Annotated in this window: 10 protein-coding genes and 3 pseudogenes; 8 read left to right on the top strand and 5 right to left on the bottom strand. The window is 73.4% G+C overall.

The window, feature by feature from the left end:
* Positions 1-360 precede the first annotated feature (360 nt).
* Complete coding sequence (locus LQ51_RS05670) at positions 361-1,575, bottom strand: globin domain-containing protein (protein WP_046563595.1); 1,215 nt, start codon at positions 1,573-1,575, stop codon at positions 361-363.
* Between the two features lie 156 nt (positions 1,576-1,731).
* Between LQ51_RS05670 and LQ51_RS05675 the strand changes: the two genes are divergently transcribed.
* Positions 1,732-2,163 carry an RrF2 family transcriptional regulator gene (locus tag LQ51_RS05675; RefSeq protein ID WP_046563596.1) on the top strand — a complete coding sequence of 144 codons (432 nt, stop codon included), beginning with the start codon at positions 1,732-1,734 and terminating at the stop codon, positions 2,161-2,163.
* Positions 2,163-2,795: a class I SAM-dependent methyltransferase gene (locus LQ51_RS05680; protein ID WP_046563597.1), complete on the top strand. Its 633-nt coding sequence runs from the start codon at positions 2,163-2,165 to the stop codon at positions 2,793-2,795. Before LQ51_RS05675 ends, LQ51_RS05680 begins: the two co-directional genes overlap by 1 nt.
* A 74-nt stretch (positions 2,796-2,869) precedes the next feature.
* On the opposite strand, the gene LQ51_RS05685 is transcribed toward LQ51_RS05680, so the two are convergent.
* Together LQ51_RS05685 and LQ51_RS05690 are read right to left on the bottom strand one after the other, a co-directional pair.
* Positions 2,870-4,126: an SGNH/GDSL hydrolase family protein gene (locus LQ51_RS05685; protein ID WP_046563598.1), complete on the bottom strand. Its 1,257-nt coding sequence runs from the start codon at positions 4,124-4,126 to the stop codon at positions 2,870-2,872.
* A 129-nt stretch (positions 4,127-4,255) separates the two neighbouring features.
* Positions 4,256-4,915, bottom strand: a complete 660-nt coding sequence (locus LQ51_RS05690) for a class I SAM-dependent methyltransferase (protein ID WP_046563612.1) — start codon at positions 4,913-4,915, stop codon at positions 4,256-4,258.
* Positions 4,916-5,119: 204 nt separating this feature from the next.
* Here LQ51_RS05690 and LQ51_RS34470 point away from each other — a divergent pair.
* From LQ51_RS34470 to LQ51_RS05700, 4 genes and pseudogenes are all read left to right on the top strand, one after another.
* Positions 5,120-6,538 (top strand): annotated as a pseudogene (locus LQ51_RS34470) (ATP-binding protein); the annotation flags it as partial.
* A pseudogene (locus LQ51_RS34475) lies at positions 6,515-7,984 on the top strand (DNA topoisomerase); the annotation flags it as partial. The pseudogenes LQ51_RS34470 and LQ51_RS34475, both read left to right, overlap by 24 nt.
* 6 nt (positions 7,985-7,990) lie before the next feature.
* Positions 7,991-8,629, top strand: a pseudogene (locus tag LQ51_RS34480) (toprim domain-containing protein); the annotation flags it as partial.
* Positions 8,630-8,658: 29 nt separating this feature from the next.
* A complete protein-coding gene (locus LQ51_RS05700; RefSeq protein ID WP_046563600.1) occupies positions 8,659-11,148 on the top strand; it encodes a DNA gyrase/topoisomerase IV subunit A in 2,490 nt (829 codons plus the stop codon).
* A gap of 247 nt (positions 11,149-11,395) precedes the next feature.
* On the opposite strand, the gene LQ51_RS05705 is transcribed toward LQ51_RS05700, so the two are convergent.
* Positions 11,396-12,733, bottom strand: coding sequence for a uracil-xanthine permease family protein (locus LQ51_RS05705; protein ID WP_046563601.1), 1,338 nt, complete (start codon positions 12,731-12,733; stop codon positions 11,396-11,398).
* Between the two features lie 94 nt (positions 12,734-12,827).
* Positions 12,828-13,439, bottom strand: a complete 612-nt coding sequence (locus tag LQ51_RS05710; protein ID WP_369799823.1) for an alpha-ketoglutarate-dependent dioxygenase AlkB — start codon at positions 13,437-13,439, stop codon at positions 12,828-12,830.
* Positions 13,440-13,704: 265 nt separating this feature from the next.
* Between LQ51_RS05710 and LQ51_RS05720 the strand changes: the two genes are divergently transcribed.
* Together LQ51_RS05720 and LQ51_RS05725 are read left to right on the top strand one after the other, a co-directional pair.
* Positions 13,705-14,907 (top strand): acyltransferase family protein, encoded by a 1,203-nt coding sequence (locus LQ51_RS05720; protein ID WP_046563604.1) that lies wholly within the window; start codon positions 13,705-13,707, stop codon positions 14,905-14,907.
* Between the two features lie 364 nt (positions 14,908-15,271).
* The coding region (locus tag LQ51_RS05725) for a hypothetical protein (protein WP_046563605.1) at positions 15,272-15,646 on the top strand (375 nt) is incomplete at its 3' end.

Genomic DNA, 15,646 nt, shown 5'->3' on the forward strand with positions numbered 1-15,646 from the left:
GTGGCGGGTGGCGGGTGGCGGGGCGAGGGTGGCAGAAGCGGCCGGTGGATGGATGGGTTTTCGCGGGCGGCCGGGCCGATGTGCCGGCCAGCGCGCGGTCCAGCGATGGGCGCGGCGGGCGTGGCGGGATTGGCGGGAGCGCCGAAGGTGATCGGGGCGAGGGCTGTGGGCGGGGCGAGGGCTGTGGGCGGGGCGAGGGCTGTGGGTGGGGCGAGGGCTGCGGGCGGTGTGACCGGGTGGGCGTGGCGCGGGCGCGCGTGATCGGAGAGAGGCGACGGGGGTCCGGATCTCGAGGAGGTGTGACCGGGCCGGTGCCGGGGTCTGCGGCCGGCGCCGGCCCGGTTGCGGGTGGCGGCGCGCTCAGTGCAGCATGCCGGGGCCGAACACCTCGTAGGCGATCCGCTCGGCGGGCACGCCGCGGCGCAGCAGCCCGCTGCGGACCAGGGACATGAACGGCACCGGGCCGCAGAGGTGCACGTACGCCTCCGGGGTGAGCGGGATCAGCGCCGGGTCCACCAGGCCGTCGGCGACCTCGGCCTTCAGGCCGGCCAGTTTGGCGTCGGCGGCGTCCTCGTACCAGAGGCGGACCGACAGGTTGGGCAGCCGCTCCTGGAGCCCGACCAGTTCGCCTCGTCGGGCGTGTGCGGCGCCGGTGCGGTCGGCGTGCACCAGGGCCACCGGGCGTTCGGGCGCGGCATCGGCCAGGTGCGCCAGCGCCGCCATGGCCGGGGTGAGGCCGATGCCGGCGCTGATCAGCAGCAGCGGTTCGCCGTTGCCGATGGCGCTGACCTCGCCGAACGGCGGACTGAGCCGCAGGGTGTCCCCGGCGGCCACCCGCTCGTGCAGGAAGGTGGAGACCATGCCGTCGGGCTCGCCGGCCAGGCCGCGTACCCGCTTGACGGTGATCTGCCAGTGGTCGGCGCCGGGGCGGCCGGAAAGGCTGTACTGCCGGATCTGCTGGCCCCGCCCGCCGTCCAGGTCGACCGCGACCGAGACGTACTGGCCCGGGGTGAAGGCGGGCAGCGGGCCGCCGTCGGCCGGAACGAGGGTGAACGACGCCACGTCGGCCGTCTCGCCGATCTTTTCCCGTACCCGCCATTCCCGCCACACCGTGCCGTCCTCCGGCACCCCCGCGCCGACGTACAGGCGCGCCTCCCGCGCGATCAGCTCGCACGCCAGCAGCCAGTAGACCTCGTCCCAGGCCGCCGCGACGGCGGGCGTGACGGCGTCGCCGAGCACCTCGCCGACCGCGGCGAGCAGATGCCGGCCCACGATCGGGTACTGGCTGGCGGTGATACCGAGCGAGGCGTGCTTGTGCGCGATCCGGTCCAGGATCGGCCCCCAGGACACGGTGCTGCCGCCGGTCAGGTGCTCGGCGTACGCGACCACGGCGGCGGCGAGCGCCGCCTTCTGCTGCCCGGTCGCCTGGTTGCCCCGGTTGAAGATGTTCAGCAGGTCGGGATGCGCGTCGAACATCCGCTGGTAGAACCGCCCGGTGATCGCCTCGCCGTGCGCCTGCACGGCGGGCAGCGTCGCCACCACCACTGCTGCTGAGGATTGCGAGAGCACGACCACTCCTTCGGGTGTCGATCAGTTCGAACGCCACGAAATCGGAATCTAAGAACCCTCTTCAGGGTCGAAAGTCCCGCGGCACGGGTCGCGAGAATCACAGCCCGGATCGGGCCGGGCGACCCGTTCCACGCCTTGGCAGCGCTCGTTAGGGTCGATGCTGTGAAGCTCAACCGCTCGACGGACATGGCGCTGCGGATCGCCATGCTCACCGCGGCGTCCCCGACCCGGGCCACCGTGGACGAGCTTGCCGCGCAGCTGTCCCTGCCGCGCAGCCACGTGGCCAAGGTGGTCCAGCGGTTGCAGCGGCTCGGGGTGCTGGTCACCATCCGCGGCCGCTCCGGCGGAGTGGCCTTCGCCGAGCACGCCGCCGAGCTGACCGTCGGGCACGTGGTCCGCGCCTTCGAAGGCGACGGCGAGGTGGTCTCCTGCGAGGAGCCGGCCTGCCCGCTGGTCGGTGGCTGCCGGCTCCGCGGCCAGCTGCGCCGGGCCCAGGCCGCGTTCCTGGCCGTGCTCGACGAGGTACGCCTCGGTGACCTGGTCGCCGGCCCGGCCGGCCCGCTGCTGCTCACCCTCGGCGTGGCCCGGTCCTGATGGGCGTCTCGCACCCGCTCTTCGCCCGGCTCTTCACCCGCGCCAGCGTGGCGATGGACCGGGCCGGCGTCGCGGAGCACCGCCGTCGCCTGGTCGCCGGGCTGCACGGGCGGGTGGTCGAGGTGGGCGCCGGCAACGGCCGGATGTTCCCGCACTATCCCGCCACCGTGACCGGGGTGCTGGCGGTCGAGCCCGAACCGCGGCTGCGCGCCGCCGCGGTGGCCGGGGCGGCCGCCGCCCGGGTTCCGCTGACCGTGGCCGCCGGCCTCGCCGAGGCGCTCCCGGTCGCCGACTCCGCCGCCGACGCGGTGGTGTTCTCCCTGGTGCTCTGCTCGGTGCCGGACCAGGCGGTGGCGCTGGGCGAGGCCCGGCGGGTGCTGCGTCCGGGCGGGCAACTCCGCTTCTACGAACACGTCGTGGCCGAAACCCCCGGGCTGCGCCGGGTCCAGCGCTGCGCGGACGCCACCCTCTGGCCGCTGGTCTGCGCCGGCTGCCACACGGGCCGGGACACCGTGACCGCCATCCGGGCGGCCGGCTTCACCGTCACCGACCTGGACCGGCTGCGCTTCCCGCCCACCGGGCTCGGCGGACCGGCCGCACCGCACGTCCTCGGCACCGCCACCCGCCCCTGACGCCGCCTGCCGAAGCGCCGGGACCGGCCGCGACGCCTCGTGGGGTCCGCCGGGGCGGACCCCACGAGGGGCGGTCAGCTCACCGTGATGGTGCCGTTCGAGGACCGGACACAGGAGACCGTCCGGGCCGCGGTGGTGGCCGCGCCGCTGAGGCAGGTACCGAGCACCCGGTGGCCGGCCGCGCTCGGGTGCCAGGACTCCTGGCAGGTCTGGAAGTACGTGCCGCAGGCGTTGGCGATCCGCTGGATGTCCAGCTTGTCGTAGCCGGAGAGGCTGGTGACGAAGGTGCCGGTCGGGCCGTCCATCAGCCGGATCGGGGTGGCCAGCGCGTTGCCGGGGCTGCCCGACGACTCGCAGAGCCGCGCCCCGTCGAACGCGCGCTGCACGTTCAGGTAGACCAGGTCCGCCTGCGGGAACTCGCCGGCCAGGCTGGTCCGTACCGAGCTGACCATGGTGCCGAGGCCCTGGGAGAAGCGCTGCCCGGGGGCGAGACTGGCCCGGTGGATCGGGCAGCCGGCCGCGTACCGCTCGGCGCCCAGGGCCCGGAACTTGTCCCGGGTGTCGTCTCGGCTGTCCTCGTCCCAATAGACCGAGGCCAGGTCGGTGGGGAGCGGGTTGGTGTAGTCCTGGAACACCACCCGGTGCTGGCCGTCGGCGTCGATCTGGTCGAGGGTGGTGAGGATCTGCCGTACCGCTGCGGTGGTCTCCGCGGTCGCGGCGCTGAACTGCGCCGCGGTGGCCAGGTCGGCGTCGCTGCACGGCTCCTGCTCGACCGGGCCGCCCAGGTACGCCCAGAACTCCCACCAGCCCGTCCAGGCGTCGGCGATGAACCGGTTGGCGCACTTCTCCGCCACGCTGCCGAAGGTGAAGGAGCTGTTGTTCGAGCCGAGGCCGATCAGCACCAGGTCGATGTCGTGCGTCCGCGCCACCGCGCGGAGCTGGTCGAGCTGGGCCGCGACCTGCCGGCCCTTGGCCCGGGTGGACGAGGCGCTGGCGATGTCGTACGGCTGCCCGCCGGAGCAGGCCAGGTTGAACCGGGCGCTGATGCCGGGCAGGGTGGCCTGGAACAGCGAGGCGTTCGGCGAGCGGTGGCAGAAGTAGGCGTTGCTGTTCGCCGCCGACCAGCCGGGGAAGGCCTGGCTCACCCCGTTGACGTCGACCACCGGCGCGTACGCCCCGGCGCCCTCACCGCTGATGAAGCTGTCGCCCAGCGCCACCGCGGCGGTGGGCAGTGCGGCCGCCGCCGGGCCGGCGGGCGCCACGGCGGCCGGTAGGGCCACCGAGGCGACGGCCAGCGTCGCGGCGAGCACGGTACGACGGAGCATGGACATCCGCGACCCCTCATCTATCCATAGAAATATGAAAGATTCTCCGAGGAGGCGATCAGATCACGAGCGTGTGACATGCGTCAATGGCCGGACATCCAAGGCGGATGTCCGGCCCGTCGGCTCTCCGGTAGGTCAGCCGGCGCGGCGGAACTCGGCGCGCCAGCGGAGACCGCCGTCCGGCACGACGATCTCCTCCACCTGGGCGGGAGTGAGCGCGCCGGGGGCCGCGAAGGCGTCGACCTCCGCCCGGGTCAGCGGCCACGGCGGCCCGTCCACCTGCTCGCCGTCGCGCCGGCCGGCCGCGATCACCAGCAACGTCCCGCCCGGGGCGACCAGCCGGCCGACCGCCGGGATCGCCCGCGCCCGCAGCTCCGCCGGCAGCGCCTGCACGTTCATGCTCTCCAGCACGAGGTCGAAGCCGTCCAGCCAGTCGGCCGGCGGGTCGAGCAGGTCCGCCGTCTCGTACCGGACCGGGGAACCGGCGTGCCGGCGGCGCGCGCCCCGCACCGCCGTGGGGGAGATGTCGAAGGCGACCGTGGCGAAGCCCAGCGTGGCCAGGTGCTCGGCGTCCCGGCCGAAGCCGCAGCCGACCACCAGCGCCGTGCGACCGGAGCCGTCCGGCCGGGCCCGCGCGGTCCACTCGGCGAGCAGGGAATGCGGGGCGTCCCGGTCCCAGGGCACCTCGGCCTCGCCCCGCTCCGCCTCGACGTAGAGCCGCTCGAACCGGCCGAACGGGTCGTCCGCCGCGGGCGGCCGGGAAGACAACCGGCCGGTCCCATCGTTGTGCTGCACGGACGCCTCCTCACTCCGGCCCACCCGTACGGGGGCAGCGGGCCCGGACCCCGCCGGAGCGTAACCGGACAACGCACCGCACGGGTGCCACGGGTCTGTCAGAGCGCCGGGCTAGGCTCGCTCCGGCGCGCCGCGCCTGGCGATCGACGTGGGGGATCGCACGGTGACCGGCACCACACCGCCGAGACCTGGGAGTACGACCAGTTGACCGCACAGCCTGAGACCCTCTACGGGGCCGACGACCTGACGCACCTGGAGGGCCTGGACGCCGTCCGGAAGCGCCCCGGCATGTACATCGGCTCGACCGACAGCCGTGGCGTGGGCCACCTCGTGAACGAGATCCTCGACAACTCCACCGACGAGGGTGTCGCGGGTCACGCGAAGAAGGTCGACGTGATCCTGCACGCCGACGGCTCGGTGCAGGTCGACGACGACGGTCGCGGCATACCCACCGACGTGCACGCGAAGTCCGGCATCTCCGGCGTCGAGCTGGTGCTCACCCGGTTGCACGCGGGCGGCAAGTTCGGCGGCTCCGGCTACAAGACCTCCGGCGGCCTGCACGGGGTGGGCGCCTCTGCGGTCAACGCCCTGTCCCGCCGCTTCGACGTCACCGTCCGCCGCGCCGGCAAGGTCCACTCGATGTCCTTCCGGCACGGCGTACCGGGAATCTTCGACGGCGCCGGCCCGGACGCCCGCTTCACCCCCGGCCCCGGCCTGCAGATCGTCGGCGCGATGAAGCGCGGCCAGCGCACCGGCACCTCGATCCGCTGGTGGCACGACCCGCGCTACTTCGAGACCGGCGCGGCGCTGGACACCGAGGCGGTCCGGCTCAAGCTGCGCAACACCGCCTTCCTGGTGCCGGGCGTGGCCTACCGGCTGCGCGACGAGACCGGCGAGCAGGCCGTGGAGGAGAGCTTCCACTTCCCCAACGGCCTCACCGACATGGTGGAATACCTGGCCCCGGCCGGCGACCGGCCGGTCTCCGGCACGCTGCTGGTCAGCGGCGAGGGCACCTACCGGGAGAACGCCGCCGACGCCAACGGCGTCATGCAGTCCAACGTGCAGCGCCGGGCCGAGGTGGAGATCGCCTTCCGCTGGGGCACCGGTTACGACCGGACCGTCGAGTGCTTCACCAACACCATCCGCAACGCCCACGGCGGCACCCACCGCAAGGGCTTCGAGCGGGCCCTGGTGCGTACCCTCGCCGAGGCCGCCCGCAACGCCCGCGGCCTGCTCAAGCCGAAGGAGGACGCGCCCACCCTGGACGACGTCCTGGAGGGCATGACCGCGGTGGTGCACGTGCGGATCCCGGAGCCGCAGTTCACCTCGCAGACCAAGGACGAGCTCTCCACCGCCGGCATCACGAAGGTGCTCCAGGGGTTGGTCGAGGCGCACCTGAAGGCCTGGCTGGAGGACCGCCGGACCAAGGCCGAGGCGCGTACGGTGCTGCAGAAGATCGTCGACGCGGCCCGGGTCCGGCTCACCCAGAAGCAGCAGAAGGACGCCGCCCGCCGCAAGACCGCCCTGGAGGGCGCGTCGATGCCGGCGAAGCTCGTCGACTGCCGGGCCACCGGGGTGGAGCGCAGCGAACTGTTCATCGTGGAGGGCGACAGCGCCCTCGGGTGCTTTACCGGCGACACGATGGTGGCGCTCGCCTCGGGCGAAGCCCGGTCCTTCGCCGACCTAGCCGCAGACTGGGCACAGGGCGTGACGCACTTCGGCTACACGACCAACAAGGCCGGCCGCGTCGTGATCGCCCCGCTGGAGGAGCCGCGCCTCACCAAGCGGAACGCCGCGCTGGTCCGGGTCACCCTCGACAACGGCGAGTCCGTGAGATGCACGCCGGACCACCTCTTCCGGCTGCGGGACGGCTCCTATCGGCGGGCCGACGCCCTGCGTCCCGGTGATTCACTGATGCCGCTGTACCGCAGCCTCTCCAGCAAGGCCGAGGGGCACAAGCTGCACGGTTACGAACGGGTCTGGATGAACGACCGCGCGGAGTGGGTCTACACCCACTACCTCGCGGACGGCTGGAACCTCCGCCACGGCAGAGACAGCGCCGCCAACGGCAACGTCCGGCATCACATCGACATCAACAAGCGCAACAACGACCCACGCAACCTTCGACGGATGACCCCCGCCGATCACTTCGCCCTGCACGCCGCGATGATGGGTGACCATGTTCACGCGGCCTGGCGGGAGTGGTTCGAAAACGGTGGACGAGAGTTCCGCTCGGCGATGTTGACCGCGCAGTGGCGGGATCCAGCTTTCCGCGAGGCGTGCCTGGCACGGCTGTTCGCGCTCAACGAGTCGCCCGCGTTCCGGGCGAGGATTGAGCAGAGATTCCAGGAGTGGTATCACGCGCTCAGCGATGACGAGAAGCGCGCCTACGCCGAACGCATGCGCGAGCGCCAGCACGAGTACTGGTCCCATCCCGAGCACCGGGCGGCGGCTAGCGAGCGGGTCCGGCTGTTCTTCACCGATCCGGCTCGTCGAGAGCAGTGGCGGCGGCGGTCGGTGCGCCAGTGGCAGGACCCGGACCTGCGTGCTTGGCGGAGCCGGAAGACTATTGAACAGTTCGCCGATCCGGCCGAACGGGAGCGGCAGCGCAACGCCGTCGTGGCCTGGCACGAGGACAACCCCGCGTTCGGGCAGGCCCACTCGCGCCGGATGGCCCGCCGGATGACCGACCCGGCCACCGGCCACCTCGCCAAAGTGCAGGCCGGGCGTGCCCGCTACGTGGCCAGTGTCCCGCGTGCCGAGCGGGTCACTCAGCAGAACGAGGGTCGGCGTGTGGCCGCCTTGCGACGGCTCGCGCCGCTGGTATCCATGGCCGACGCCGACATGGCCGCCGCATACGAGGCCGAGCGGTTGCGGACTGCGCGCACCGGCCTCCGGTTCGATCGCCTCCTGGCGCTGCACGGCGGTGACTACGCCCGCCTGCGGGAGGCGGCCGCGCTCGTCAACCACACCGTGGTTTCCGTGGAGCAGCTGAGCGAGACGGCCGACGTCTACGACCTGACCGTCGAGGGCTACCACAACTTCGCCCTGGAATCCGGTGTGTTCGTGCACAACAGCGCGCGGGTGGCGCGGACATCGGAATACCAGGCGCTGCTGCCGATCCGCGGCAAGATCCTCAACGTACAGAAGGCGAACCTCCAGCAGGTGCTGGACAACGCCGAGTGCGCGGCGATCGTGCAGGTGCTCGGCGCCGGCTCCGGGCGCACCTTCGACCTGTCCGCCCTGCGCTACGGCCGGGTGCTCATCATGGCCGACGCGGACGTCGACGGTGCGCACATCCGTACCCTGCTGATCACGCTCTTCGCCCGCTACATGCGACCGCTGATCGAGGCCGGCCGGCTCTACGCGGCGATGCCGCCCCTGCACAAGATCACCACGAAGGGGCGCAACCCGCAGACCGTCTACACCTACACCCAGGCCGAGATGGAGGCGACGGTCCGCAAGCTGGAGAAGGCCGGCAGGCAGATCGTCACCCCGATCCCGCGGTTCAAGGGTCTCGGTGAGATGGACGCCGACGAGCTCTGGGAGACCACCATGAACCCGGCCACCCGCGCGGTCCGCCGGATCACCCTCGACGACGTCGAGGCGGCCGAGCGGATCCTCGAACTGCTCATGGGGGAGAAGGTCGAGCCCCGCCGCAACTGGCTCATCGAGTCGGCCGACCGGGTCGACCGCGACGCGATCGACGCCTGACCACCGGGTTTCGGAAGGAAAGCTGAACCATGGCACGCCGTAGGGACGACCGCGCCCGCGCCGACCTGTCCGCGTTCGACCAGGCCGGCGCCCGGGTCTTCGACAATCCGCTGGTCACCGAGGTCTCCGACTCCTACCTGGAGTACGCGTTCTCGGTCATCCACTCCCGGGCCCTGCCCGACGCCCGCGACGGGCTCAAGCCGGTGCACCGGCGCATCCTCTGGTCGATGTACGAGCAGGGCCACCGCCCCGACCGGGGCCACGTCAAGTCGGCCCGGATCGTCGGCGACGTGATGGGCAAATACCATCCGCACGGCGACGTGGCCATCTACGACGCCATGGTCCGGCTCGCCCAGGACTTCTCGCTCAACGCCCCGCTCATCGACGGGCACGGCAACTTCGGCAGCCCCGACGACGGACCGGCCGCGGCGCGCTACACCGAGGCCCGGATGTCGCGCGAGGCGATGCTGCTCGTGGGCGAGCTGGGCGAGGACACCGTCGACGTCGAGCCCAACTACGACGGCTCGCTGACCCAGCCCACCGTGCTGCCGGCGGCCTTCCCCAACCTGCTGGTCAACGGCGCGTCCGGGATCGCGGTCGGGATGGCCACCAACATGATCCCGCACAACCTGGGCGAGGTCGTGCAGGCGGCCCGCTGGCTGATCAACCACCCGGACGCCACGCTGGACAAGCTCATGGAGTTCGTCCCCGGCCCCGACCTGCCCACCGGCGGGCTGCTGCTCGGCCTGGACGAGGTGCGCCGGGCGTACGAGACCGGGCGCGGCGTGGTGCGGATGCGCGCCCGGGTGGAGACCGGCCCGCTCGAGGGCAGCCGGGGCCGCCAGGCCATCACGGTCACCGAGCTGCCGTACGGCGTCGGCGCGGAGAAGGTCATCGCGGCCATCACCAACGAGGTCAACAAGACCAAGCGGCTGGCCGGCATCGCCGACGTCAAGGACCTCACGGACCGGGAGAACGGCACCCGGCTGGTCATCGAGTGCAAGGTGGGGGTCAACCCGCAGGCGCTGCTGGCCGACCTCTACCGGCTCACCCCGCTGGAGCAGTCCTTCGGCGTGAACAACCTGGTCCTGGTGGACGGCCAGCCGCAGACCCTGGGGCTCAAGGAGCTGCTGGAGGTGTTCCTGGCCCACCGGTACGAGGTGGTGACCCGGCGCAGCGCGTACCGCCGCCGCAAGCGCCAGGAGCGGCTGCACCTGGTCGACGGCCTGCTGATCGCCCTGCTCGACATCGACAAGGTGGTCCGGCTGATCCGGGCCAGCGAGGACGCCCAGGCCGCCAAGGACGGCCTGATGCAGAAGTTCAAGCTCTCCGACATCCAGGCCAGCTACATCCTGGACACCCCGCTGCGCCGGCTCACCAAGTACGACCGGCTGGAGCTGGAGGCCGAGCAGGAGAAGCTGCGCGGCGAGATCGCCGAGCTGTCGAAGATCCTCGACGACCCCAAGGTGCTGCGGAAGCTGGTCTCCGACGAGCTGGCCGCGGTGGTGAAGCAGTTCGCCGCCGACCGCCGCACCACCCTGGTCGACGGCGACCTCAAGGAGGTCCTCGCGGCGTCCGTGCCGGCCGGGCCGCTGGAGGTCGCCGACGACCCGTGCCAGGTCATCCTCTCGGCCACCGGGCTGGTCGCCCGGACCGCGGCCGAGTCGGAGGAGGCCGCCGAGGGGCGCCGGCGCAGCGGCCGGGTGAAGCACGACGCGGTACGCGACGTGGTGCACTCCACCGCCCGGGGGCGGGTGCTGCTGGTCACCAGCGCCGGGCGCGCCTTCAAGATCGACGTACTGCCGCTGCCGGTGCTGCCCGAGCAGTCCGGCACGGTGTCGCTGCGCGGTGGCATGTCCGCCGCCGAGCTGGTGCCGCTGGCGGCCGGGGAGCGGGTGGTCGGGCTGGCCCCGCTCGGCCCGTCCGCCGAGGGCTCACCCGGTCTGGCGCTGGGCACCCGGCACGGTGTGGTGAAGGTCTGCGCGCCCGACTGGCCGGTCCGCTCCGACGAGTTCGAGGTGATCTCGCTGCGGGACGGCGACGAGGTGGTCGGGGCGAGCTGGCTCAAGGATGGGGCGGAGACGCTGGCCTTCGTCTCCTCGGAGGCGTCGCTGCTGCGCTTCGCGGCGTCGGTGGTGCGGCCGCAGGGCATCAAGGGCGGCGGCATGTCCGGCATCAACCTGCCGGCCGGGGCGCGGGTGGTCTTCTTCGGCGCGATCCGCACCGACGACCGGGCGCACGGCGAGCCGATGGTGGTCACCTCGACCGGTGCCACGGTCAAGGTGACGCCCTTCAAGGCGTACCCGGCGAAGGGGCGGGCGACCGGCGGGGTGCGCGCACAGCGTTTCCTCAAGGGCGAGGTGGACCTGGCGGTGGCCTGGATCGGTCCGCGTCCGGTCGGCGCCACCGCCAACGGCGAGCCGGTCGAGCTGCCCCCGGCGGACCCCCGCCGGGACGGTTCCGGTTTCGCCGTCATGCTCGGCCCCACCGTCGTCGGCCACCAGATCCAGCGCGACTGACCCACCCGGCAGGGGCCGGCGCCTCCCACCGCCGGCCCCTTCACGCCCCTCCCACCCGGCCACACCCCTTCACGCCCCCCCACCCGGCCCGCCCCTCCCACCCGGCCACACCCCTTCACGCCCCTCCCACCCGTCGTTGATCAAGGCGTTTGCGTCTCTGTCGCGCCCGGTGCGGACGCAAACTCCTTGATCACCCCGGGGGGTGGGGTGGGGGAGAGGGGGGAGGGGGGTGGGGGGAGGGGGAGGGTCAGAGTTCGGGGTTGGGGGGTTGGCGGGGTTCTGGGGTGGTGCCGCGGAGGTGGGCGATGAGACGCATGCCGTGGTAGATGACCAGGGCGGCGCCGGTGCCCAGGGCGATGCCGCTGAAGGAGAGGTCGCCGGCGGTGACCGTGTAGTTCGCCGCGCCGACGATCACCGCCACCGCGGCCGTCATCAGGTTCACCGGGTCGTGGAAGTCGACCCGGTTCTCGATCCAGATCCGGGCGCCGAGGATGGCGATCAGGCCGTACAGGGCGGTGGTCGCGCCGCCCAGCACGCCGGCCGGCACGGTGAGGATCAGCGCGCCGAACTTCGGGCTCAACCCGAGCAGCACCGCCGCCACCCCGGCCACCCAGTACGCGGCGGTCGAGTAGACCCGGGTCGCCGCCATCACCCCGATGTTCTCCGCGTACGTGGTGGTGCCGGAGCCGCCGCCGGAGCCGGCGAGCACGGTGGCGATGCCGTCGCCGAGGAACGCCCGGCCCATCTGCCGGTCCAGGTTGCGGCCGGTCATCGCGGCGACCGCCTTGACGTGCCCGGCGTTCTCGGCGATGAGCACCAGGATCACCGGGATGACCAGCACGACGGCGCGCAGGCTGAAGGTGGGGGTGTGGAAGTCGGGCAGCCCGAACCAGTCCTCCGACCGGAGCCGGCTCACCGCCGCCTCGTCGAGTTGACCGAGGACGGCGGCCAGCACCCAGCCGACGACGACACCGAGCAGGATCGACAGCCGGGCCAGGAAACCTCGGAAGAGCACGGTGGCGATCAGGATCGCCACCAGGGTGACCACCGCGATCAGCGGCTGCGCCTTCACCCCGGTGCCGCTGCCGCCGCCGTCCCACGCCACCGGGGCCAGGTTCAACCCGATCAGCGCGACGATCGCGCCGGTCACCACGGGCGGCATCAGCGCGTCGATCCAGCGCGCGCCGGCCAGTTGCACCAGCACGCCGACCAGCGCGAGCGCGGCGCCGGCCACCACGATGCCGCCGAGCGCGGCGCTGATGCCGCCGCCGGTCTTGGCGGCCAGCACCGGGGCGATGAAGGCGAACGACGAGCCCAGGTACGAGGGGAGCCGGTTGCCGGTGATGAGCAGGAACAGCAGCGTGCCCAGCCCGGAGAAGAAGAGCGTGGTGGCGGGCGGGAAGCCGGTGATCAGCGGCACGGTGAAGGTGGCGCCGAACATCGCCACCACGTGCTGCACGCCGACGCCGATGGTGCGCGGCCAGGAGAGCCGCTCGTCGGGGTGGACCACGTCGCCGGGGGTGACGGAACGGCCGTCGCCGTGCCGGGTCCAGGGGGACCAGCGGGAGGTGGGGGTCGGGGTCATGGCCGCCCTTCGCGTCGTCGGGTGACGGGGGCGTGATCGACCCTGAGAGTTGTTTCTAGCACGGCGCCGGCCGACGGCCTGCCCCGGCTCGGGTTCAGGCCACCCCGGCCGGGCGGAACTGCACGCTGACCCGGGGGCCGACCGGGCGGGCGGTCTTGGGGACGGCGTGCTCCCAGGTGCGCTGGCAGGAACCGCCCATCACCACCAGGTCGCCGTGGCCGAGCGGGAAGCGCAGGCTGGTCGCGCCGCCGCCGCGGGGGCGCAGCAGCAGCGGCCGTGGCGAGCCGAACGACACGATCGCGACCATGGTGTCGACGTGCGCGGACCGGCCGAGGGTGTCCCCGTGCCAGGCCACGCTGTCCCGGCCGTCCCGGTAGAGGCACAGGCCCGCGGTGACGAACGCCTCACCCAGCTCGGGCGCGTAGTGCCGGGTCAGCGCGTCCCGGGCGGCGGTGAGCAGCGGGTGGGGCAGCGGCCGGCCGGCGCCGTACCAGCAGAGCAGGCGGGGGACGTCGACCTCGCTGTCGTACATGGTGCGGCGCTCGGCCCGCCACGGCACCTCGTGCAGCAGCGTGTCGAGCACGGCGTCGGAGCCGTTCACCCAGCCGGGTAGGTGGTCGACCCAGGCGCCCCGGCTCAGCTCGTGCCGGCGCAGCCCGCCGGCGAGCGACCCCAGAGCGGGGCCCTGCTCGGCGAAATCGAGCATCGACGGCTGGTACGCGGTGTCGGACACGCCGCCGATCGTACCCCGTCAGTCGAACAGGCGTACGACGGACGGCGGGGTGGCGTCGGCCCGCGCGCCGGCCGGCCGGCGGTACGCGGTCCGGTGGCGGGCCGGCGGAACCGGGTAGGGTGCCCGGCGGCGGCGCCGACCCGCGGGCGCCGTCGGGGTGGCTCCCCGGAGCCGCCCGCCGACGAGCCGGGCGAGGAGGAGACGTGCAGGTGACCGTCCGGACGGCCGGGTACCCGGGATGACGAGTTCCCCGGCCGCCACCCGCGCCCCGCGCCTGCCGTCGCTGACCGGGCTGCGCTGGATCGCCGCGCTGCTGGTGTTCGGCTTCCACGTCGGCACCATGCAGATCATCGCCGAGCCGGACCTCAAGGTCGTGGTGAACAAGGCGTTCAGCCTCGGGCTCTCCGGGGTGGAGTTCTTCTTCATCCTCAGTGGATTCGTGCTGGTCTGGTCCTACCGGGACGGCGAGCGCCGCCGGGTCTTCCTGCGCCGCCGGTTCGCCAAGATCTACCCGAACCACGTGGTGACCTTCGTGGCGGCACTGGCCGTGGCGTTCTGGCTCGCCGACCCGGTCCTGCCGTGGGCCGCGGTCGCGAACCTCTTCCTGGTGCAGGCCTGGCTCCCCTTCGACGGCTACTTCTACAGCGTCAACAACGTGAGCTGGTCGCTCTCCTGCGAACTGGCCTTCTACCTCTGCCTGCCGCTGGTGCTGCCGTGGCTGCGCCGGGCCCGTACCGGGCTGCTCTGGGCGGTGGTGGTCGCGGTGCCGCTGCTCATCCTGGCCCTCTGGCCCGGCCAGCTGCTGGTGCCCGAGGAGAGCCGCTGGTGGTTCACCCAGATCTTCCCGGTGACCCGGTCGTTCGAGTTCTGGATGGGGGTGGCCGCCGCCGAGCTGCTGCGCCGGGGGCGCTGGCGCGGACCGAACCTCACGGTGGCCAGCGGCCTCTTCGTCGCCACCTGGGTGGTCGCCGCGCTGTGGATCCGCGCCGAGTTCTGGGCGGCCCTGCTCGCGGCGGCGTACCTGCTGGTCATCGCCGCTGCCGCCGACGCCGACGTGCGCGGCCGGTGGACGCCGTGGCGGTCCCGCTGGATGGTCTGGCTCGGGGAGGTCTCCTTCGCCTTCTACCTCGTGCACGTGCTGGTGATGCGGACCGTGCTGCGGCTCACCGGCGACTGGGGGACCGGGCTGCCCGGGTGGCGGGGCCCGCTGGTGGTCCTGGGGTTCCTGCTGCTCACCCTGCTGCTCGCCGCGGCCCTGCACCGCTGGGTGGAGCTGCCGATGATGCGCCGTCTCGGCCCGGCGCGGCGGGGCGGCCGGCCGGCCGCCGCCGCGCCGGCGCCGTCCGTGCCCGCCCCGAGGTCGGCCGCCGCCGGGCCGGTCGAGGATCCCGCCACCCCGGGCCGCCCCATCGAGTACGCCGGGCGGCGCGACCCGGGCTGAGCCGTCCGGCCTGCCGTTGGGGCGAGTCCGGGCCGTACCTGCCGGACCGGCTTCGCGACCAACCGCGCCGCGTGCCGGGCCGGCCGGGGGCCCGCTCCGCTGTGCCGCGTGCCGGACCGCGCCGGGGGCCCGCTCCGCTGTGCCGCGTGCCGGGCCGGCCTGGGCCCCGCTCCGCTGTGCCGCGTGCCGGACCGGCCTGGGCCCCGCTCCGCTGTGCCGCGTGCCGGACCGGCCGGGGCGTGCTTCGGCGTGTGGGTGTGCCCGGACCGGGGCTCCGGTCCACCCTGGCCGGTGTGTGGATCGCCGGCGGGCGACACGCCCGCCGCCCCGTGCGACCTGGCCGGATCGACGGTAGCGTGGAGCCGTGCCGGCGATCGCGCTCACCTGTCCCGTGTGGTGGGTGACGCGCTGGACCGCCCGCATGCTGGCCACCCTGGCCGTGGTCGTGGCCTGTGCGCTGGGCGCGGCCACCCTCCCCGTCGGTGCGGCCGCGACCGCCCGGGCGGCCACCGACGCCGGCATCGTCGACGCCCCGGCCGGTCCGGCCGGTCCCGCCGAGGAATCCGACCGGATCGGCTCGCCCGACCGGCTCGGACACCTCGGGGCCGGCCGGGTTCTCCACGCCGCGCCCGCCGACCCCGCCCTGGCTCGCCCGGTTGCTGCCGGCGGTCCGTCCACCGCTCCGGCTCTTGCCGGCCCGGCTGCTGCCGGCGGCATGTCCACCGCTCCGGCTCTGGCC

The organism is Micromonospora sp. HK10, from assembly GCF_000982955.1.
Classification (GTDB): domain Bacteria; phylum Actinomycetota; class Actinomycetes; order Mycobacteriales; family Micromonosporaceae; genus Micromonospora.

Excerpts from the sequence above, each read along its gene's own strand:
- LQ51_RS05680 (WP_046563597.1), top strand. The coding sequence starts at position 2,163 with ATGGGCGTCTCGCACCCGCTCTTCGCCCGGCTCTTCACCCGCGCCAGC.
- LQ51_RS05710 (WP_369799823.1), bottom strand. The coding sequence starts at position 13,439 with ATGCTCGATTTCGCCGAGCAGGGCCCCGCTCTGGGGTCGCTCGCCGGC.
- LQ51_RS05705 (WP_046563601.1), bottom strand. The coding sequence starts at position 12,733 with ATGACCCCGACCCCCACCTCCCGCTGGTCCCCCTGGACCCGGCACGGC.
- LQ51_RS05720 (WP_046563604.1), top strand. The coding sequence starts at position 13,705 with ATGACGAGTTCCCCGGCCGCCACCCGCGCCCCGCGCCTGCCGTCGCTG.
- LQ51_RS05700 (WP_046563600.1), top strand. The coding sequence starts at position 8,659 with ATGGCACGCCGTAGGGACGACCGCGCCCGCGCCGACCTGTCCGCGTTC.
- LQ51_RS05685 (WP_046563598.1), bottom strand. The coding sequence starts at position 4,126 with ATGTCCATGCTCCGTCGTACCGTGCTCGCCGCGACGCTGGCCGTCGCC.